This window comes from Pleomorphomonas diazotrophica (genome assembly GCF_002844595.1).
Taxonomy (GTDB): domain Bacteria; phylum Pseudomonadota; class Alphaproteobacteria; order Rhizobiales; family Pleomorphomonadaceae; genus Pleomorphomonas; species Pleomorphomonas diazotrophica.
In genome coordinates, this window is sequence record NZ_PJNW01000005.1 from 1 (window position 1) to 19,029 (window position 19,029).

Sequence of the window (19,029 nt, forward strand, 5' to 3'; positions counted from 1 at the left end):
GGCTTCGGAACTATCAGGCCTCAGGCGCCGGCGGGCCTCCGGCCCTTGGCTTTCGCTCCGCTTGACGTCTTTCGAGACGCTTCGGGTCTCGAAAGACCCGCTTCGCGCGGCGTCGCTTGACGCCGGAAGCCGACAAGGCGGCTTCGGAACTATCAGGCCTCAGGCGCCGGCGGGCCTCCGGCCCTGGCGTCCGCCCTTCAGCTCCGGCGCGCGCCGGCTTCCTTCTCTTCCTTTTCCTTGAGAAGGCCGCTCACCACCGCCGTGGTCCGGCGCAGTTCCATCAGCGCCTGCTCGATTTCCTTTTTCTGCTTCTCGAGAATGGCGATCCGATCGTTGAAGCGGTCAAGGGCCACCTTGAGCTGGGCCGCCTGGCCGTCGCGCAAGTCATAAAGATCGAGCATGCCCTTGATCTCGGTCAGCGAGAAGCCGACGCGCTTTCCCATCAGCACCAGCTTGAGACGGGCACGGTCGCGACGCGAGTAAAGGCGATTGAGCCCTTCCCGACGCGGATTGATGAGGCCTTTGTCTTCGTAAAAGCGCAGCGTGCGCAGCGTGACGTCGAACTCGCGGGCGAGATCGCCAATGGAAAACAGCGATCCGCGCGGATGAACTCCGTCGTCATCCTCGAGCTTGTCGGCTATGACCGCCCCGATCTGCGCCTCGGCGGCCGGCTCGTCACTTTCGGTCACCGTCAGGTCCCTCCATGCAAGGTCGCTCCGCTTTGGCTCCGCGCCTTGAGCCAACCTGCGCATACGCTTCCCTTTACGTCAAGGGCGAGGGAGAGGGGCGCCAGTATCGTCATTTTTCGGGGCGTCCAGGTAAGGTTCCGTTCAGAGCGCTTAAAAAGTGGCAAAGAACGGCTGCCCAGTTAACCCGGCGTTTACCCTGTTTTTGCAAATTGCCCAATGAATGCATCCTGGCGGCGTTCTGCCCCGGCGGCTCTTGCCGCGAGGGCGGCGTTGCAAACGGGGAGAACAATCATGGCGTCGCGGGCTACGTCTCGTTTGGGCGGCGGAATGGACGGAGCGAGCCAGTACGATCGGGAGCCGGCAACCTTCGGCTACGGAGCGGAAAGCGGTCGGCAGGCTGGCGACCCGGTTGATCGCATCCTCACGTCGCTCGATCGGCTGGGGGAGCGCATCCGCACCCTGTCCCCGGCGGAAGAACGCCGGAGCTCCCGGCCGACGTCCCGCTCCTCCGAACCCGACGACCTGCAAAGGGCCATCGAGCAGATTTCGCGCAAGCGCGAGGCCTATGACACCGGCCGCCTCGGCCGCCGGGATGGAGCCGACGTCGCCGAACTCGGTGCTCGGGTCCGCGCACTCAGTCAGGAAATGAGTAGCGACCGGCGCCGGGCACCGGCCTTTGGTGAGGGGCTCGCCACGGAGGTGGCCGATCTCCGGGCCGAGGTGGAGCGGCTGGTCGAGGCAAGCTCAGGGAGAACGCTGGAAAGCGCCTTCGACACGCTGGTGGCGCGCCTCGACGATATCCGCGCCTCCGTCGACAATCCGCGCGTCGTCGGTGACCTCGTGCAGCGGCTTGCCGAGATCCGGCGGCTGATTGCCACGCTGCCCTCGGGCGACCAGGTCGGCGTCATCACCTCACGTCTCGATCGCCTTGCCGAGCGGCTCGACCAGGGCCTCGGCGACCAGCGGGTACTCGGCGATTTCGGACGCAGCCTGTCGGACCTTGCCGCCGCCGTGGCCCAGCTCGACAAGCGCGAGGTGATTGCCGCCATCGAACGCCGCCTCGATGACGTTGCCGGCAGCATCCGCGCCATCGAACGCGACATGGGCGATTTCTCGCGCTGGCAGGACGGCCTCGACAAGCAGAACGCCACACTGTCGCAGGTGGCCCAGCGCTCCGAGCAGTTGCCGCGCTTTGCCCATGAACTGGAACGGCAGTCGGTCTCCATCGAACGGATCGCCCGCTCGACCGAGGGGCTGCCACGCCTTGCCGAGGAGATCGACGGCCTTCGCGTTTCCCTGGACCGTCCCGGCGTAGCGCTCGATGCTGCCGCCATCCGGGCGCTCGACGAGCGGTTTGCCGAGCTCGGCCGGTCGCTGGAAGCCCAGCTCAGGCCGGCAGCCGGCGGCTTACCGGCCGACCTCACGGCAGCCCTGTCGCGCATCGAGGCCAAGCTGACCGAGCCGACGCCGAACGTCCGCATTTCGGAAATCGAAGACCGCATCGCCGTGCTGACGCGCTCGGTCGCCGACATCGACTTTGCCACCGGCAAGGATGTTGCTGCGCTCGAAAAGGCCGTGGAGCGCTTGCGTGAGGACGTGCTGGCTGCGGCCGGCCGGCCCGACGCCGGTCTTGCCGCCGACGTGCGGACGCTGGTCGAGCGCCTCGATCGGCTGGATGCGCCGTCGATCGGCACCGCCGCGTTCGACCGCCTGGAAAGCCGGATCGCCGACATAGCCGCTCGCCTGGAGACCCGGCCGAACGAAATCGCCGCCCTGGCCGACGCGCTGGAACGGCTCGACGCGACGATGTCGAGTTCGCTGTCGGTCGACGCCATCGCCGATCGCGTGGCAGCCGTTGCCGGCCGGCATGGTGACGACGCTCCTGCCCGCCTTGCCAGCGTCGAGGCCGGCATCAGCCGGCTTGGCGAGGATCTCAGGGCCGATGCCGAGCGCGACCGCGGCCTGCTGCTGGCCATCGGCCAGACGGTGGAACGCCTAGCCATGCGCGAGGTCGGCGGCAGCGGAGCGAACGCTGACACCGCCGAGCCTTCAAGCCCCTCCAAGGACAGCTGGCAAGAGATCGAACAGGCGCTCTCCAGGCGAATGCCCGCTGCCGCCGACGTCGATGAAGGCGACGACCTGCCGCGCATCTTCGGCCGCAAGTCCGCAACTCCCCCCCGTGTCGAGCCGTCGCTCGGCAAGCCGGAGCATTTGGCCGACAAGCCAGGGCATTTGGCCGATGAGCCGACGCTGCCGCCCGGTTTCGACGTCAACAAGCCGCTTGAACCCGGTTCCGGCAAGCCGCGCCTGCCGAAATCGTCTCCCACGGACGAACGGCCTGCCGCGGCGGACGCCGCGCGCACGCCGACCAAGGCCGATTTCATCGCCGCCGCCCGCCGTGCCGCCCAGGCCGCCGGCAGCGGCCTTCCCGGCGAAACCGGCAAGGATGAGGCGACGGCCAGTGGAAAGCCGCGCTTTGCCCTGCCGAAAGTCAGCTTCAACCTGCGCAAGGTGGCGGTCGCCGCCGCCGTCGTGCTGATCGCGCTTGGCCTCGCCAAGATTGCCAATGACACTCTGAACCGCTTCTCCGCCTCGGAGGAAACGCCGGCAGAATCCACAGCGTCGCCGGAACCGACCGCATCCACCACGCCGGCCCCGGAAGCGCCCGCCCCTGAGGCGCCGATCCCGACAACACCGGCCATCGAGGCGCCCCCCGCCTCCGAGCCGCCTGCTGCTGTGGCGCCCATGAGCGAGACCGCTCCTGCGCCAACACCGCCGGCCAGTATTGAGATACCCCCGGCCCCGCAGGCGGCGGCAACGCCGAGCGGCTTCTCGCAGACGCCGCCGGCACTTCCGACCGACGGCTTCGCGCCAACTACCGCTTCACCCGAAACGACGGCGGGGATGCCGGCCGCGCCGGTGACGGCCAAGGCGCCCCCCGCGCTGCCGGATGCCATCGGCTCCAAGGCGTTGCGCGACGCGGCCGCCGGCGGCGACCCGCTGGCCGCCTTCGAGGTCGCGTCCCGCTTCGACGACGGGCGGGGCGTGCCGCAAGATCTCGCGTCGGCGATCGATTGGTACCGTCATGCCGCCGAGGCAGGTCTTGCACCGGCCCAGTACCGGCTCGGCAGCCTTTATGAAAAGGGTATCGGCACGGCGCGCGATGCCAAGACCGCCGCGGAGTGGTATGCCAAGGCTGCGGCACTCGGCAACGCCAAGGCGATGCACAATCTTGCAGTGCTCAATGCCGAGGGCAGCCTCGGTTCGCCCGACTATGCGTTGGCCGCCAAGTGGTTCCAGGACGCCGCCGAACACGGCGTCCGCGATAGCCAGTTCAACCTCGGCATTCTCTACGCCCGTGGCCTTGGCGTGCCGCGCGATCTCGCAACCTCCTACAAGTGGTTCGCGCTCGCGGCCACCGGGGGCGACGCCGACAGTGCCAAGAAGCGTGACGACATCGCTCAGGTTCTGTCCAAGGAGGACCTCGCCCGCGCCCGTCTCGCCGTCGAGACATGGGTGGCCAAACCCCTCGATCCCAAGGCCGAGGACATCCCGCCGGCCGATCCGGCCTGGGCGGCGGCGCCCGAGCATACGGCCTCGGTCGACACGTCCCGGACGATCGCCCGTACCCAGGCCGTCCTCACGAGCCTAGGCTTCGACGCCGGTCCGGCCGACGGCAAGATGGGACGCAAGACGCGCGATGCCATCGCCGCCTTCCAGGCCTCAAAGGACCTGCCCGTCACGGGCGAGATCGACAAGGCGCTGATCGACGCGTTGGGCATGTCGACCATCTGAATGCCCGAAAGCTGCTTCCGCCCCCGGCGCCTCGGCCCCGGGGGCTTTCTTTTTGCCCGGCTGATGCGTTTTTTTGCCGGAAAGCCATGGCAAAGGCCGTTCCGTTGCACTTTCGCAAGGGGTTGCAAGCTAATACTGGCCGACAGATGCCTTTGAACGGATGACGGGTCGTGGATCTCTACCTGCCGATCGCCGAAATGCCGATGAACGTCTTCCTGTTGCTCGGAATGGGCGCGGCGGTCGGCTTCCTGTCCGGCATGTTCGGCGTGGGCGGCGGTTTTCTGCTGACGCCGCTCCTCATCTTTTCCGGCATCTCGCCCGCCGTCGCCGTCGCATCGGTATCCTCGCAGATCGTCGCCAACTCGGCCTCGGGCGTCCTGGCCTACCTTCGCAAGAAGACGGTCGACCTGAAGCTCGGCCTTTATCTCACGCTGTCCGGCATCATCGGCTCGTCCATTGGCGTCTGGGTTTACGGGGCCCTGCGCGGCGCCGGCCAGCTCGACGTGGTCATTGCCCTTTGCTACGTCGCCTTCCTCGGCACCATCGGCATGCTGATGACCGTCGAGGCCGTCAGGGCGATCCTCGCCAAGCAAAGGGGCACGCCGCTGCCCGTCCGCCGACCGGGGCAACACAGCTGGATCGCCGGCCTGCCGCTCCGGGTCCGCTTCCAACGGTCACGCCTCTACATCTCTGCCCTACCGGTCGTCGCGCTCGGCGCGGCCATCGGCTTCCTTGGCGCGCTGCTCGGCATCGGTGGCGGTTTCATCATGGTGCCGGCGCTCATCTATCTCTTGAAGGTACCGACCACCATCGTCATCGGCACGACGCTGGTGCAGACGCTCGGCACCATGGCCTTCACCACCTTCATGCAATCGGCCACCAACCAGACCGTGGACGTCATCCTCGGTCTTGCGCTGATGGTCGGCGGCGTGGTCGGTGCACAGTTCGGCGCCCGCGTCGGCCAGTCGCTGCGCGGCGAGACGCTGCGCCTCCTGCTCGGCCTCCTGGTGCTATCGGTCGGCCTGCGTTTCGCCGTCGATCTGGTGGCAAGGCCCGACGAGCTCTATTCGATCAGCCGCATGGGAGGGGGATGACATGCCGATCCGCCTCCTCATCCTTGCCGCAGCGCTCGTCCTTCTCTCTTCACGGCTCTCCGCCGAAACCTTGGTGACGGCTCTGTCGACCGAGCGCGTCTCCATCGAATCGAACTTCACCGGGGCGGGCGTCGTCATCTTCGGCACCGTCGAGCGCGACCAGCACACGGTCGCCCGGGGCGAGCCCTACGAAATCGTGGTAACGCTGACCGGTCCGCTGCGGTCCATGGTCGCCCGCCGCAAGGAGCGGATTGCCGGGATCTGGATCAACCGCGCCTCCGGCGAACTGCCGCGCGTGCCGGCCTTCCTGGCCATCGCCACCACGGCGCCGATGGCGGACGTGGCCGGCAATCGCGTTCGAGCCGGCCAGGGTCTCGGCTTCGACATGCTTCCGACACGCGGCCTGCCGGATGCCCTGCCGCCGGTTCGTACCGAGTTCGATGCCGCCTTCTTTCGCCTGATGCAGAAGGAGGGCCTCTTCACCCTTGATGAGGGCAGCGTCGAGTTCCTGTCACCGCAACTGTTCCGGGCGCCCATCGCCCTGCCGGCCAACGTGCCGATCGGCTGGTACACCGCGACCGTCTATCTCTTCTCCGGCGGCGTGCTGCTCGCCAAGACGACGCAGGATTTCTCGATCCTGAAAGGCGGCTTCGAGCAGACCATCACCGATCTCGCCCATCGGCAGCCGGCCCTCTACGGCCTCGCGACCGTCGTCGTGGCCTGTTTCACCGGTTGGCTGGCCGGCGTGGCGTTCCGCAGGGACTGAACACGTCTGGGTATCGCGTTGCTCGAAAGCCGGCGCCCCCTTTTTCGACGCGATGGCTAGTCCGGCAGGAACTCCCCCGAACGCACCGGATAGACGCGCCCGTCCGACAGCATCCAGGCGATGAGGCGCGACCGCTCGAACAGCCCCTTGAAGGCCGCATCCATCACGTTGAGCCCGCCGGTATAGGCGCCGAAGGCCGGCAGCAGGCAGCGGCTACCGTCGCAGACGAAGGCGCGCCGGCGGACCGTTCGGCTTCGTCCCACCTTGGCTGCCGGATGCAAGTGACCCGCCACCTCGCCAGTGCATCGGCCAACGCGCGGTTCGTGCCGGAAGACAAGAGGTCCCACGGCGATCTCGGCCACCGGCGTTCCACCGAGGCCGGCCGGCGGCGACGGGTCGTGATTGCCGGCGACCCAGGTCCAATCGACCGAACCGACCAGGGCCACCAGGTTTTCGAGGTCGGCCGGAGCAAGCCGCCCCTCGGCGTCACCATCGTGGAAGCTGTCGCCGAGGGCGATGACCCGCTCCGGCCGCAGACGGCTGATGGCCTCACCGAGCGCCCGGAGTGTCGCGCGCGTATCATAGGGCGGCACGAAACGGCCGCGCGCGCCATGGGAGGAGCCTTTTTCGAGGTGCAGGTCGGCGACCACCAAGAGCCGCTCTTCCGGCCAGTGAAGCACGCCGGACGCGTCGAAGCGCACTGCGGCGCCATTCAGATTCACGAGCCCACCCGCGGTCAGCACGTCGTCGTCTCCCTGTCTCAGCGCCGTCACGCCATGGCCTCCCGGATGATTTCGTCGGCCGCTTCACGAAGGACATCCTCGTCGGCCTCGCCCGCCACGCGCTCGCCGCCAATCTCCAGCATGATCGGTACCGCCAGGGGCGAGATGCGGTCGAGCCGTTTATGGACAATGTGACCGTTGATTCGGGAGAGCATATCCGAGAGGCGCCGGAGGTCCAAAAGACCGGTGGAGGCGTCGGCCCAGGCCGCCTCGAGCAGGATGTGATCGGGCTGGTGCTCACGCAATACGTCGTAGATGAGGTCGGTGGAAACCGTCACCTGCCGCCCCGTCTTCTGGGCGCCGATGGCATTCTTTTCGACAAGTCCGGCGATCATGGCGCAGGCCTTGAACATGCGCTTCAGGAGATAGCTCTCGGCCATCCAGGCTTCGAGATCGTCGCCCAGCATGTCCGGCTCCAGGAGGCGCGACAGCGTCGGCTCGCCATGGGCGAAGGCGCTGCCGACGTCGGCGGCGCACCAGACGCCGATCACGTAATCGGTGGCGATGAAGCCGAGCGGCTTCAAGCCGAAGCGTTCGAGCCGGCGGGTCAGCAGCATGCCGAGCGTCTGGTGGGCAAGCCGTCCCTCGAAGGGGTAAAGCACCAGGAAATGGCGTCCCCGATGGGGGAAGGTCTCGACCAGGAGTTCGTCGGGCTTGGGCAGAAGGGAATGGTCCCGCTGCAGGGCGAGCCAGTCACGCACCGGCGCCGGCAGCTTGCCCCATGACGAGGGGTCGGACAACATCCTGCGGACGCCGGCGGCGAGAAAGGTGGAGAGCGGGAACTTGCCGCCGGCATAGACGGGGATGCGCGGGTCGCTCGACCGCGCCCTCGAGACGATCACCTCCGTCTCGCGCATGCCCTCGAAGCGCAACACTTCGCCGGCAAACAGGAAGGTATCGCCCACCTTCATCTGCTCGCAGAAGTACTCCTCCACCTCGCCGAGCAGGCGTCCGCCCATCACCGGTCCGCGCCCGCGCGCCTTGCCGCCGAGCCGCACCTTCAGCATCGGACTCTCGATGATGGTGCCGACGTTTAGCCGGTAGGCCTGTGCAAAGCGCGGATGGGTCAGACGCCATGTGCCGTCGGCGGTAAGCTTGATCTTGGCGTAGCGCTCGTAGGCGCGAAGGGCGTAGCCGCCAGTGGCGACCAGGTCGACAACCCGATCGAACCGCTCGCGGTCGAGCTGGCGGTAGGGATAGGCCGAGACGACTTCGGCATAGAAGTCATCGGCCCGAAACGGGCCGGCCACCGCCCGGCCGAGCACGTGCTGGGCCAGTACGTCGAGTGCGCCGTCGCGGATCGGCGGCGTGTCCTGCGCGCCGATGTAGTTGGCATCAAGCGCCGCCTGGCATTCCAGCACCTCGAAGCGATTGGCCGGCACCAGGAGCGCCGTGGAGGGCTCGTCCATGCGGTGGTTGGCGCGACCGACCCGCTGGGCCAGACGGCTGGCGCCTTTGGGCGCACCGACGTGGATGACGAGGTCGATGTCACCCCAGTCGATGCCGAGATCGAGCGTCGAGGTGGCGACCACCGCACGGAGGCGACCGTCGGCCATCGCCGCCTCCACCTTGCGCCGCTGGCCCACGTCCAGGGACCCATGATGAAGGGCGATCGGCAAGTTGGCGTCGTTGAGCCGCCACAGCTCGGAAAAGATCATCTCCGCCTGACTGCGGGTGTTGACGAAAATCAGCGTCATGCGACGACGATCGATCTCGGCGAGCAGGCCCTCATAGGCGTAGCGGGCTGAGTGGCCGGCCCAGGGAATGGTCTCGTCCGCCTCGAAGATGCGGATGTCGGGGCGGGCGCCACCGATGACGGTGACGATCTCCGAAAGAGCCTGCGGCTTGTCCGGCGCCTGCGGCACCAGCCAGGCGCGCAGTTCATCCGGATCGGCGACGGTGGCCGACAGGCCGACGGTGCGGATGGCCGGGGCAATGGCGCGGAGACGAGACAGGCCAAGCGCCAGGAGGTCGCCGCGCTTGCTGGTCACCAGCGCATGCAGCTCGTCGAGGATGACCGTCTTCAAGTCCTCGAAAAAAGTCTCGGCGTCGTGGCCGGCAAGCAGAAGCGCCAGCTGCTCGGGCGTGGTGAGCAGGATGTCGGGCGGAATGAGCTTCTGCCGCTGACGGCGCGACGCGGACGTGTCGCCGGTACGTGTCTCGATGGCGATGTCGAGGCCAATCCCCCTGATCGGCGTTTCAAGGTTGCGCTCGATGTCGACGGCCAGCGCCTTGAGCGGCGAGACGTAGAGCGTGTGGATGCCGCGACGGCGCGTGCCCGGTTTCCACTTCGGCCGACCGGCAAGGTCGACGAGCGACGGCAGGAAGCCGGCCAGCGTCTTGCCGGCACCCGTCGGGGCGATCAACAGCACCGAACGACCCGCAAGGCCGTGGTCGAGCAGCGCAAGCTGATGGGCGCGCGGGCTCCAGCCGCGCGACGCGAACCAGGCCTCGAACTTGGGGGGCAGAAGATTCGTCTCGGTCACGGCGGGAGTAAGCCCGATTTCCGCGAACAAGTGAAGAACATTTGCGTGAGAGCGGTCAGCCCTCGTGCCGAGCCACCACGATCAATCCTCGGATCGGTTCACCGCGATCGAACCTCAGCGTGTCGCGCTCAAGCTCGACGACGGCCAAGCCGGCCTCGGCGAGCACTCGCCGGACATAGGACTCGCCATGGGCGTAGCGCAGGCTGTCGCGCAGCACCAGGCCGTCGCTGTCGGCCTCTTCGACCGTGAACGAGAAAAGACCATCTGGCGCGAGGCGGTCGGCGACCGCCGGAAACAATGTGTCGAGGGCACCGACATAGACCAAAACGTCGGCGGCGGTGACGAGGTCGTAGCCGTCGTCGGCGGCGGCAAGGAAGGTGGCCGCATCGGCAACCACCAGTCTCTGATAGCGCCGTCCGGCCTCGGCGCGGCCGATCATCTCCGGCGAGAGGTCACAGCCCGACACATGCTCGATCCGGCCTTTCAGCACCTCCGCCATCAGGCCGGTGCCGCAACCGAGATCGAGACCACGGGCAAAGCTCGCGCCGGGACGGACTCTGTCGATGAGATCGGCAATCAGCCAGGGTGCGCGATAACCGAGGTCTTCCACCAGTGCCGTCTCGAAGCGGTCGGCATAGTCGTCGAAGAGCCCGCGCACATAGGCGGCAGGCGGCGCGTCGGGAACTTCGGCAAGGCCGAGCGCGGCGAGCTTCAGCGATATGCCGAACAGCCCGTCATGGTCGCGCTCCGCCGCCTCTCGCAGCAGCGGCTCGGCTTCCTCCCGGCGACCATCGGCGGCGAGGGCATCGGCCGCGCCGACCAGGGCCGGCAGCCAGCCGGGCGTGCGCTCCAGCGCTTGCAGAAAAAGGTCGGCGGCGGCCGCATGATCGCCGGCGTCGAGATAGGCGCGGGCGTATTCGTAGCGGCGGTCGGCGAGAAGATCCCCGGAGGAGACAGCGTGCAAGATGATGACACTCGGCGGAAAGGGCGCCGCGTCATCCCGCCAAAGCCCGCCGTCGTCAAGATGGATTCCACAGCCTCTCGGCTTAACTCAGCTTGCGATAGCGGACGCGGGCCGAGTGCTCGATGGCGGCGACGGCCAGCTTGTCGAGGGCGAAGCGGTCTTCCAGCATCTGCAGGAACACCAGCTCCTCCTGCTTGACGTCGACGTCGGAGGCGGCAACCTCGATGGCCAACGCATAGGCCGTCTCATAGAGGCGCTCGGGCAACGACGTGGCCACCCGATCGAGGATGTGGTCGATGCCGTTCACCGACTTCAAGTTGGCCGAACAGGCGTCGGCGATCTCGCCGATCGACCCCTCGAAGCCCTGGAACACCGGCAGGAAACCGATCAGCCGCTCGAACTGGTTGAGTTCGCGCTCGGTCATGTTGCGGTCGGCGATGGCGGCGGTGACCATCACCCAGATCAGCGCTTCCTGGGTGGACAACGGCTTATGCATGGAATCCTCGGCCAAAGGTCAAACGGCACCCTATTTGGGACGCCGTTGGAAAAAGCGCAAGCATCCTCTCGGCGGAGGCGCTTGCCTTGCCGCCCATCTTGCCGCCGATTGACGAGAAAAGCCGGCGCGTCCTTGACCTTTCCGGGCCTCGTCCCTACTGTCCGCCCCGCCCGGAAACTCCGGGTTTTCTCGAACAGAGGCAACCGATGGCAACCGTTTCTTCCACCCTGCTCTCCGATCCCGCGCTCCTCGCCGCGGCCGGCCGCTCCAAGGCCTGGCCCTTCGAGGAAGCCAAGAAGATCGTGGCGCGGATCGAGAAACGCAAAGACGCCTCGAAGCCGGTGATCTTCGAGACCGGCTACGGCCCGTCGGGCCTGCCCCACATCGGCACCTTTGGCGAAGTGGCGCGCACCACCATGGTGCGCCATGCCTTCCGCGTGCTGACCGGCGACAGCGTGCCGACGCGCCTTGTCTGCTTCTCGGACGACATGGACGGGATGCGCAAGGTGCCGGACAACGTGCCGAACCCGGAGCTGCTCAGGGCCAACCTCGGCAAGGCGCTGACCAACGTGCCGAACCCGTTCGATAACGGCTATCCGAGCTTCGGCCACAACAACAACGCCAAGCTCCGGCAGTTCCTCGACACCTTCGGCTTCGACTACGAGTTCATGTCGGCCACCGAGGAGTACAAGAAGGGCACCTTCGACGAGATGCTGCTGCGCATGCTCGCCAAGTATGATGCCGTCATGGAGATCATGCTGCCGACGTTGCGCGAGGAGCGGCGAAAGACCTACTCGCCCTTCCTGCCGGTGCATCCCAAGACGGAAGTCGTCATGCAGGTGCCGGTCGAAGAGCGCAACCTTGAAAAGGGCACCATCGTCTGGACCGACCCGGCGACAGGCGAGCGCTTCGAGACGCCGGTCACCGGCGGCCACGCCAAGTGCCAGTGGAAGCCGGACTGGGCTCTGCGCTGGGCGGCGCTCGGCGTCGACTACGAGATGAGCGGCAAGGACCACATCGACAACGTCAAGACGTCGTCGCGCATCTGCAAGGTGCTGGGCGGCAACCCGCCGGACGGCTTCAATTTCGAGCTGTTCCTCGACGAGAACGGCGAGAAGATCTCGAAGTCGAAGGGCAACGGCCTGACCATCGACGAGTGGCTGACCTATGCCTCGCCCGACAGCCTTGCCCTCTACATGTTCCAGAAGCCGAAGACGGCCAAACGATTGTTCTTCGACGTGATCCCGCGCGCCGTCGACGAGTATTTCGCCTATCTCGAGAAATACCCGACGATGGACGTCGACCAGCAGCTTGCCAATCCGGTCTGGCACATCCATTCCGGAGAGCCGCCGGTGACGCCGGTGCCGGTCAGCTTCTCGATGCTGCTCAACCTCGTGTCGGCCAGCCATGCCCACGACAAGGGTGCGCTCTGGGCCTATATCGGCCGGCATACGCCGGGCGTGACGCCGGAAACGCACCCGAAGCTCGACGAGCTCTGCGGCTACGCGCTGGCCTATTACCAGGATCGGGTGAAGCCCTTCGTCACCTTCCGCACACCGGACGACGAGGAGCGGCAGGCGCTCGCCAAGCTGCGTGACGCGCTCGACGCGCTGCCGGTCACCACCAGCGCCGAAGCCATCCAGGACACGGTACTGTCGGTCGGCCGCTCGTTCCCGCGCTTCCAGGATCCGTCCAAGAAGAGTCCCGATGGCGGACCGGGCGTCAGCCTCGAATGGTTCGCGACGCTCTACCAGGTGCTGCTCGGACAGGAGAAGGGCCCGCGCTTCGGCTCCTTCGTCGAGCTCTACGGCCTGAAGGAGACCGTGGCGATGATCGACGCGGCGCTTGCAGGCACGCTCGGCCAGGCCTGACGTTCACAGGCAGCAAGACATTGAAGGCTGGCGTTCGCGCCGGCCTTTTTCATTCCGGGACGGGTGGCTGGAGACTGCCGTCGCCATAGCGGCCGAGCTTGTCTTCCTTTGCCTTGGCGGCGTAGGGCGCCAGCAGCGGATCGGCGGGGTCGAGCGGTTCGGCCCAGCCTCGGCTCACCATGAACAGCGACAGGTTGCGGTTGCCGACCCAGCAGTCGGCCAAGCTATCGCCATCCTCACCCGGCGCGGCGATACCGACGCAGCCGACCGAGCGCGGGCCGATCAGGCGCGCAAGGTCGGCGCGGGCGCGGGCGCCGCAGTTCCATCGGCCGGCCGTCCCGTCGCAAGTATCGGAAAAGGCAGTACCAGTAACACCTGCGAGATGGACAACCATCGTCTCCCGGTCGCGGATGGCTCGGAAGCGCACGGCATCGAGCACGGTGACGCGGGGATATAGCGCCTCGAAGCTCGCTGGCGGCGGAGGCGGTGGCGGCAGTTTCGGTCGATCAGCCGCCTGGCCCAGGGCGACCTCGACCGGAGGCGGCGCCTTGGCGGCGAGCGGTTGCCGGAGAACGGGTGGCGACGGCGGGCGGCCGAAGTCGAGTATGGTTGGCCGGACCTTCGCCAAATCGTCGCGCTTGGTGTCGTCCCACAGCCAGAGCAGCGCTGTGGCGGTCAGCGCCAAGCCGGCGACCAGTGGCGCCAGGCAGCCCATGAGAAAACCGTGCCGTCCCTGTCGAGCCATCGCCTGAGAAATGTCCTTGTCTGAAGGTGTGCGGCGGAAAATGCTGGATTCTCGTTATCGGAGCAAGCTGTCGCGGGCCTTGGCCGTGCTTTACTGACATTTGGCGCCTATGGTTGCCGGCAGTCCCGCGGACAATGGAAGGACGCCACATGCGCAGAGCTCTACTGGTTCTGATACTTCTCCTTCCCCTGGCGGCAGAGGCGTTGCCGCTCTCCCCTTCGATGCCGCGAAGCGAGCGCCTTACGGTCCTCGATACGTTCTGGGCCGAATGGAAACGGCTCTACCTGCGCGAGGGTTGCGGCGGCGCCTATGTTGCCACGTCCGGCGACGGAAAGACGACCTGGGGCGGGAGCGCCGCAAAGACGCTGACGGTGTCCGAGGCTCACGGATATGGCATGCTTGCCCTGGTCCAGATGGCCGATCGTGATCCTGACGCACATCGCCTCTTCGACCTGATGCAGGCTTTCTTTGTCGCTCATCCCGCCGCCTCCGGTCCCGGCCTCATGGCCTGGAACCAGACCGGAGATTGCCGCGACGCACCGGATGGCGGCGACCGTTCGGCATCGGACGGCGATCTCGACGTGGCGCTGGCGCTCCTGAAGGCCGACCAGCGCTGGGGCGGATACGGCAAGCTGGCCGCCTCCGTCCGGACGGCCATCCTCGCCCGCGAAGTTACCCCCGACGGCATGATGATGCTCGGCGACTGGGCACGGAACGATGATGACGGCACCTATGCCGGTTCCTCGCGGTCCTCGGACTTCATGCCGGCCAGTTTCGCCGCGTTCGCCGCGGCCGGTGATCGGGATGCCAGGCGCTGGAGCGAGCTTCGCGATCGGGGCTACCTGGTCTGGGGCGATCTGTCCCGGCGCTACGCTCGAAAAACCGGCCTCGTTCCCGACTTCCTGACCGGTCTGCCGGACGAGCCGCGTCCCGTGCCGACCAACTTCCTCGAAGGCCGTTTCGACGGGGCTTTCTCCTGGAACGCCTTACGCTTTCCGTGGCGGCTGTCGCTGGACTTACTGATGACCGGTGACGAGCGTGCAGCCTCCCATCTTGCCGCGCTCAATCGCTGGATCCGAAAGGCGAGCGGCGGTGATCCCCTGCGCATCGCAACGACTTATCGCCTCGACGGGCGAGTGCCTCCGGACCAGGACACCGGCTCGGCGGCATTCATCGCCATGTTCGCGGCCGGCGCCACGGCTGGAAGCGGCGATGCTGCGGCGGATCAGGCATGGCTGGATACCCTGTGGGCCGCGTTGCTGACGATACCCGCCACCGAAGAGGACTATTACGGCAACACCCTGAAACTCCTGGCAATGATTTCGCTCTGCGAAGAGACCTAAGCCATCGATCATCCCGATCCTTTGCACCGCTCTCGTCAAATAGCTCTTGCCAGACGCAGGTGCATGCCTTTACTCCGGCCCGTGCTCGCAGCCTGACGGCTTGACCAAGAAGCCCTCCCTTGACCGGTGAACTTCATTCCGTCCGAGCGAACTGCGACGCCGATTGAACCTATGGAAGGGCCACGGCCTTTCGGAGTTCCGCCATGGATCGTCTCGTCTACAAGATTGTGCCGCGCGCTTTGTGGGAAGCCGCCGAAGCGACCGGCGTGTTCGCCGGCGCATCCGTCGATTTCGAGGATGGCTTCATCCACCTGTCCTCGGCGGCGCAGGTCAGGGAGACGGCGCGGCTCTACTTTGCCGGTCAGAACGACCTTCTGCTGATCGGCGTCGAGACCGCCCCCCTCGGCGAGGCGCTGAAATGGGAGGTTTCGCGCGGCGGCGATCTCTTCCCGCATCTCTACGCACCGCTGGAGTTCACGGCCGTGGACTTCGTGGTGCCGCTGCCGCTCGGGCTGGATGGCGCCCATCAGTTCCCCGACCTGGAGACCGGACGATGACCCTTTCCGAACTGATCGGCTCGTTCAGCGCCGCCGCGCTCCGGCGCTTCGATCCGGAGATGGCGCACGCGCTGGCCGTCACCGCCATGCGGCTCAATCTCGCGCCCGGCCTGCCCAAGATGGTGGACGATCGCCTTGTCGTCGACTTCTTCGACATGCGGCTCGACCACCCGGTCGGGCTGGCCGCCGGCTTCGACAAGGATGCCGAGATCGCCGATGCGCTGCTGACGCAGGGCTTTTCCCATGTCGAAGTCGGCACGGTGACGCCGCGGCCGCAGCCGGGCAACCCCAAGCCGCGCATCTTCCGCCTGCCCGAGGCGAATGCGGTGATCAACCGCTGCGGTTTCAACGGCAAGGGGCATGCCCATGCCCTCAAGCAGCTCGAACGGCGTAATGGCCGGCCGGGGGTCATCGGCGTCAACGTCGGCGCCAACAAGGACAGCGCCGACCGCACGGCCGATTATGTGACGGGCATCAAAGCCTTCGCGGGCCTCGCGTCCTATTTCACCGTCAACATTTCCTCGCCCAACACGCCGGGCCTCCGCGACCTGCAGGCGAGCGCCGCGCTGTCCGATCTCATTGCCCGCGTCATCGAGGCGCGCGATGAGACCGCAGTGGCCGTCGGCCGGCGGACGCCCGTGCTGGTCAAGATCGCGCCCGACCTCGACGAGGCGGCGCTTGACGACATCGCCGCCGTCATCTCAGCCCGCAGCGCCGACGGTCTCGTCGTCTCCAATACGACGCTGTCCAGGAGCGGCGTGTTCGGGCCGACTGCTGCCGAGCCGGGCGGCCTGTCCGGCAAGCCGCTGTTCGAGCGCTCGACGGTCGTGCTCGCCAAGATGCGCGAGCGGGTCGGCCGCGCCCTGCCGATCATCGGCGTCGGCGGCGTGATGACCGGTGAGGATGCCTATCTCAAGATCGCCGCCGGCGCCAATCTGGTGCAGGTCTACACCGCTTTCATCTACGGTGGCGGCAACGCCATCAACGCCATCAACGCCGACCTGCTGGCGCGTATCGAGAAGAGCGGCATCGGCTCGGCGCGGGCGCTTGCCAGCTCTGACAGCCGCGCCTGGGCCAGCCGTCCGATTCCAGCCTGAAGCGCCCGCCGGTCAGGTTGACTCAACCTGACCGAAAAGCGGCTATCGCCGAGCGGCGGCGTGCAGCCCTTCGAGATTGTCGGCGATGCTGGCGCCGGCCTTGAAGACGGCGCTGCCGCTGACGATGACATCCGGCCGGAAGCCAGAGGCAATGCCGATGGTTGCCTCGGTAATGCCGCCGTCGATGGCGATGAGCGGGTCGACGCCGGCCTCGGCGGCGAGCAGCCTCAGCCGCTCGACCTTGCGGCCGAGCGCCGCGTCGGGAGCCCCACCGCTCCAGCCGGGATCGACGGCGAGCAACGTCACCATGTCAATCTGATCAAGGACCGGCGCCACGACATCAACCGGCGTCGCCGGGTTGAGCGCCACCGCGCGCAGCACGCGCCGGCCCGACCGTCCCGCCACGTCGACGTCCAGCATGGCGAGCGCCCGGTGGAGATGCGTGAGCCCTTCTGGATGGACGTGCACGATATCCGCGCCGGCCTTCAGCGTGGCAGGTATCAGGGCGATCGGGTCGGCCACCATCAGGTGGACGTCTTTCAGCATTTGGGTTCGCGCTGCCGCGACGAGCAAGGGGCCGGCGGTGAAGGCGGGGCAGAAGACGCCGTCCATCACATCGAAATGCAGGAGGGCGCTGCCGGCCGCCTCAAGGTCTGCAACAGCGGTGCCGTAGGCCATGGCATCGGCCGCCAGAAGACCAACGCTGAGGCAAGGCGCCGCGCGGCGCAGGAACGCTTTCAGGGCGTCGCGCGTCGCAAGATCATCCAGAGTGGGGAACATCGGCTCCTCGTCAGTCGCGCGGCATGATGCCGACAAACACCTTGTGGCTGCGCGGCCCGGTCATGATGTCTTCGAGCTCGGCCTTCACCTTGAGATAATGCGGTGTCGTCTTGTGGAATTTCACCGCCGCCTCGTCGACGAAGGCCTCGTAGATCGTGAAGCGGGTGGGCTCGGCGGGATCCTGCAGCACGTCGAAGCGGCGGCAGCCGGGCTCCTTGAGGGTGCCGTCGCGATTGGCGCCGAAGACGCGCAGGAAATCGTCGATGCGGTCGGGCTTGACGTTGATCTCGACGAGCGTGACGTGCATGGCCGGAACCTCCAGATTGAGCGAGAAGAAAAGGATGGCCGGCCGCCGATGAATAGCGGCCGGCTCTCCGGAATCCCGAGCGGCCTGATGGGGGGACGGCCGACGGGGGAGGAGCGGACGGCGGAACGGGAGGGACCGCCGTCTCGCGGAGCTTGCGGCTTCGATCAGAAGTCGAAGTTGTCGATGTTGTCCTTGGTGAACACCTGACGCTCGGGCAGCAGGATAATGCCGTTGTCGTCGGCTTCATAGCTGTAGCCCTGGACGCTGTTCGGGCTCACTTCGACGGTGCCGATCTCGGGAATGTCGAGCTTGTCGCCGACCTTCATCGCGCCGTTCTTGAGGAGGTGATCGGCGACATAGATCGAGATGGCACCCTGCTTGGTGACGTCCCAGAGGCCAAAGGCCTTGACGGTGTCACGCTTGACGTAGGGACGCATCACGTTCGGCGTCGAGAAGCCGACGATGGTCACCTTGCCGGCGCGGCCGACGTTCTCGGCAGCCTGGGCGGCGGCGGGAAGCGCGTTGGCGTCGGGGGCGATGATGATGTCGACATCCTTGTAGGCCTGCAGGATGCTTTCACCCGTCTGCAGCGACTTCTGGGCATCGTTGTAGCCATACTGGGTGGTGACGATCTCCCAGCCCGGCTTGTCCTTGGCGATGATCGCCTTGGCCTGCTCGACCCACTGGTTCTGGTCGGTCACCGTCGGGCTCGAGTAGAAGAAGGCCACCTTGGCCTTGTCGGCCGGGTGCTGCTCGGCGGCCATGTCGACCAGGAGCTTGCCGAGCTGGGCCGGCGTGCCCTGGTTGATGTAGTAGCTGCGGCACTCGGGATTGACGTCGCTATCCCAGGTCAGGACCTTGATGCCGCGCTGCATGGCGCGCTTCAGCGCCGGGCAGAGACCGTCGGGCGACACGGCGGAAACGACGATGGCATTGAAGCCCTGGTTGGCGAAGGTGTTGATATACTGCACCTGGCCGGACACCGACGGCTCGGTCGGGCCGTCATAGGTCACCTCGACGCCGAGCTTCTTGCCGGCCTCGACGGCGCCCTTGCCGCCGGAGGTGAAGAAGCCGACGCCCACCAGCTTCGGGATGAAGGCGATGCGGGTGCTGTCGGCGGCGACCGACGGTCCGGCGAAGGTCGCGGCGGTGGCCACGGCAAGCGCGAGGGAAACGGTACCAAACTTCATTGTTTGCTCTCCTTCCAAGCATGGCCCATGGGGCTGGAGCCCCTGTTTGGGCCTTTCCTCCACAAAC

Annotated in this window: 16 protein-coding genes; 7 read left to right on the plus strand and 9 right to left on the minus strand. The window is 66.8% G+C overall.

What is annotated here, in order from left to right:
• Positions 1-197 precede the first annotated feature (197 nt).
• Positions 198-641, minus strand: coding sequence for a MerR family transcriptional regulator (locus CXZ10_RS08245; protein ID WP_244617197.1), 444 nt, complete (start codon positions 639-641; stop codon positions 198-200).
• 339 nt (positions 642-980) lie between these two features.
• On the opposite strand from CXZ10_RS08245, the gene CXZ10_RS08250 reads away from it, so the two are divergent.
• The 3 genes from CXZ10_RS08250 to CXZ10_RS08260 all read left to right on the plus strand — a co-directional run bounded on the left by CXZ10_RS08250 (position 981) and on the right by CXZ10_RS08260 (position 6,344).
• Positions 981-4,484 (plus strand): peptidoglycan-binding protein, encoded by a 3,504-nt coding sequence (locus CXZ10_RS08250; protein ID WP_143741499.1) that lies wholly within the window; start codon positions 981-983, stop codon positions 4,482-4,484.
• Positions 4,485-4,654: 170 nt separating this feature from the next.
• A complete protein-coding gene (locus CXZ10_RS08255; protein WP_101288685.1) occupies positions 4,655-5,578 on the plus strand; it encodes a sulfite exporter TauE/SafE family protein in 924 nt (307 codons plus the stop codon).
• 1 nt (position 5,579) lies between these two features.
• Positions 5,580-6,344, plus strand: coding sequence for a TIGR02186 family protein (locus CXZ10_RS08260; RefSeq protein ID WP_101288686.1), 765 nt, complete (start codon positions 5,580-5,582; stop codon positions 6,342-6,344).
• A 56-nt stretch (positions 6,345-6,400) separates the two neighbouring features.
• On the opposite strand, the gene pdeM is transcribed toward CXZ10_RS08260, so the two are convergent.
• From pdeM to CXZ10_RS08280, 4 genes are all read right to left on the minus strand, one after another.
• Entirely contained in the window at positions 6,401-7,117 is a 717-nt protein-coding gene (gene pdeM, locus CXZ10_RS08265) for a ligase-associated DNA damage response endonuclease PdeM (RefSeq protein ID WP_244617188.1), read from the minus strand.
• Positions 7,114-9,630, minus strand: coding sequence for a ligase-associated DNA damage response DEXH box helicase (locus tag CXZ10_RS08270; protein ID WP_101288979.1), 2,517 nt, complete (start codon positions 9,628-9,630; stop codon positions 7,114-7,116). Before CXZ10_RS08270 ends, pdeM begins: the two co-directional genes overlap by 4 nt.
• Before the next feature lie 37 nt (positions 9,631-9,667).
• The gene (locus CXZ10_RS08275) at positions 9,668-10,576 is read right to left on the minus strand and encodes a class I SAM-dependent DNA methyltransferase (RefSeq protein ID WP_143741500.1); all 909 of its coding nucleotides are present in this window, start codon (positions 10,574-10,576) and stop codon (positions 9,668-9,670) included.
• 82 nt (positions 10,577-10,658) lie between these two features.
• Complete coding sequence (locus CXZ10_RS08280; RefSeq protein ID WP_101288688.1) at positions 10,659-11,072, minus strand: tellurite resistance TerB family protein; 414 nt, start codon at positions 11,070-11,072, stop codon at positions 10,659-10,661.
• Between the two features lie 206 nt (positions 11,073-11,278).
• Between CXZ10_RS08280 and CXZ10_RS08285 the strand changes: the two genes are divergently transcribed.
• Complete coding sequence (locus CXZ10_RS08285; RefSeq protein ID WP_101288689.1) at positions 11,279-12,943, plus strand: lysine--tRNA ligase; 1,665 nt, start codon at positions 11,279-11,281, stop codon at positions 12,941-12,943.
• A 49-nt stretch (positions 12,944-12,992) separates the two neighbouring features.
• On the opposite strand, the gene CXZ10_RS08290 is transcribed toward CXZ10_RS08285, so the two are convergent.
• Positions 12,993-13,688: a thermonuclease family protein gene (locus CXZ10_RS08290; RefSeq protein WP_143741501.1), complete on the minus strand. Its 696-nt coding sequence runs from the start codon at positions 13,686-13,688 to the stop codon at positions 12,993-12,995.
• A 149-nt stretch (positions 13,689-13,837) separates the two neighbouring features.
• On the opposite strand from CXZ10_RS08290, the gene CXZ10_RS08295 reads away from it, so the two are divergent.
• The 3 genes from CXZ10_RS08295 (at position 13,838) to CXZ10_RS08305 (ending at position 16,685) form a co-directional block, all read left to right on the plus strand.
• Positions 13,838-15,031, plus strand: a complete 1,194-nt coding sequence (locus tag CXZ10_RS08295; protein WP_210199881.1) for a glycosyl hydrolase family 8 — start codon at positions 13,838-13,840, stop codon at positions 15,029-15,031.
• Between the two features lie 203 nt (positions 15,032-15,234).
• Complete coding sequence (locus CXZ10_RS08300; protein WP_101288692.1) at positions 15,235-15,588, plus strand: DUF952 domain-containing protein; 354 nt, start codon at positions 15,235-15,237, stop codon at positions 15,586-15,588.
• A complete protein-coding gene (locus tag CXZ10_RS08305) occupies positions 15,585-16,685 on the plus strand; it encodes a quinone-dependent dihydroorotate dehydrogenase (protein WP_101288693.1) in 1,101 nt (366 codons plus the stop codon). The genes CXZ10_RS08300 and CXZ10_RS08305 overlap by 4 nt, the downstream gene beginning before the upstream one ends.
• Before the next feature lie 42 nt (positions 16,686-16,727).
• On the opposite strand, the gene CXZ10_RS08310 is transcribed toward CXZ10_RS08305, so the two are convergent.
• The 3 genes from CXZ10_RS08310 to lsrB all read right to left on the minus strand — a co-directional run bounded on the left by CXZ10_RS08310 (position 16,728) and on the right by lsrB (position 18,962).
• Positions 16,728-17,465, minus strand: coding sequence for a ribulose-phosphate 3-epimerase (locus CXZ10_RS08310; RefSeq protein WP_101288694.1), 738 nt, complete (start codon positions 17,463-17,465; stop codon positions 16,728-16,730).
• Positions 17,466-17,475: 10 nt separating this feature from the next.
• Entirely contained in the window at positions 17,476-17,772 is a 297-nt protein-coding gene (lsrG, locus tag CXZ10_RS08315) for a (4S)-4-hydroxy-5-phosphonooxypentane-2,3-dione isomerase (protein ID WP_101288695.1), read from the minus strand.
• 164 nt (positions 17,773-17,936) lie between these two features.
• The gene (gene lsrB / locus CXZ10_RS08320) at positions 17,937-18,962 is read right to left on the minus strand and encodes an autoinducer 2 ABC transporter substrate-binding protein LsrB (RefSeq protein ID WP_101288696.1); all 1,026 of its coding nucleotides are present in this window, start codon (positions 18,960-18,962) and stop codon (positions 17,937-17,939) included.
• Between the last annotated feature and the right edge of the window lie 67 nt (positions 18,963-19,029).

Excerpts from the sequence above, each read along its gene's own strand:
- CXZ10_RS08285 (WP_101288689.1), top strand. The coding sequence starts at position 11,279 with ATGGCAACCGTTTCTTCCACCCTGCTCTCCGATCCCGCGCTCCTCGCC.
- CXZ10_RS08300 (WP_101288692.1), top strand. The coding sequence starts at position 15,235 with ATGGATCGTCTCGTCTACAAGATTGTGCCGCGCGCTTTGTGGGAAGCC.
- CXZ10_RS08260 (WP_101288686.1), top strand. The coding sequence starts at position 5,580 with ATGCCGATCCGCCTCCTCATCCTTGCCGCAGCGCTCGTCCTTCTCTCT.
- lsrG (WP_101288695.1), bottom strand. The coding sequence starts at position 17,772 with ATGCACGTCACGCTCGTCGAGATCAACGTCAAGCCCGACCGCATCGAC.
- CXZ10_RS08250 (WP_143741499.1), top strand. The coding sequence starts at position 981 with ATGGCGTCGCGGGCTACGTCTCGTTTGGGCGGCGGAATGGACGGAGCG.
- CXZ10_RS08295 (WP_210199881.1), top strand. The coding sequence starts at position 13,838 with ATGCGCAGAGCTCTACTGGTTCTGATACTTCTCCTTCCCCTGGCGGCA.
- CXZ10_RS08280 (WP_101288688.1), bottom strand. The coding sequence starts at position 11,072 with ATGCATAAGCCGTTGTCCACCCAGGAAGCGCTGATCTGGGTGATGGTC.
- CXZ10_RS08305 (WP_101288693.1), top strand. The coding sequence starts at position 15,585 with ATGACCCTTTCCGAACTGATCGGCTCGTTCAGCGCCGCCGCGCTCCGG.
- CXZ10_RS08290 (WP_143741501.1), bottom strand. The coding sequence starts at position 13,688 with ATGGCTCGACAGGGACGGCACGGTTTTCTCATGGGCTGCCTGGCGCCA.
- CXZ10_RS08310 (WP_101288694.1), bottom strand. The coding sequence starts at position 17,465 with ATGTTCCCCACTCTGGATGATCTTGCGACGCGCGACGCCCTGAAAGCG.
- lsrB (WP_101288696.1), bottom strand. The coding sequence starts at position 18,962 with ATGAAGTTTGGTACCGTTTCCCTCGCGCTTGCCGTGGCCACCGCCGCG.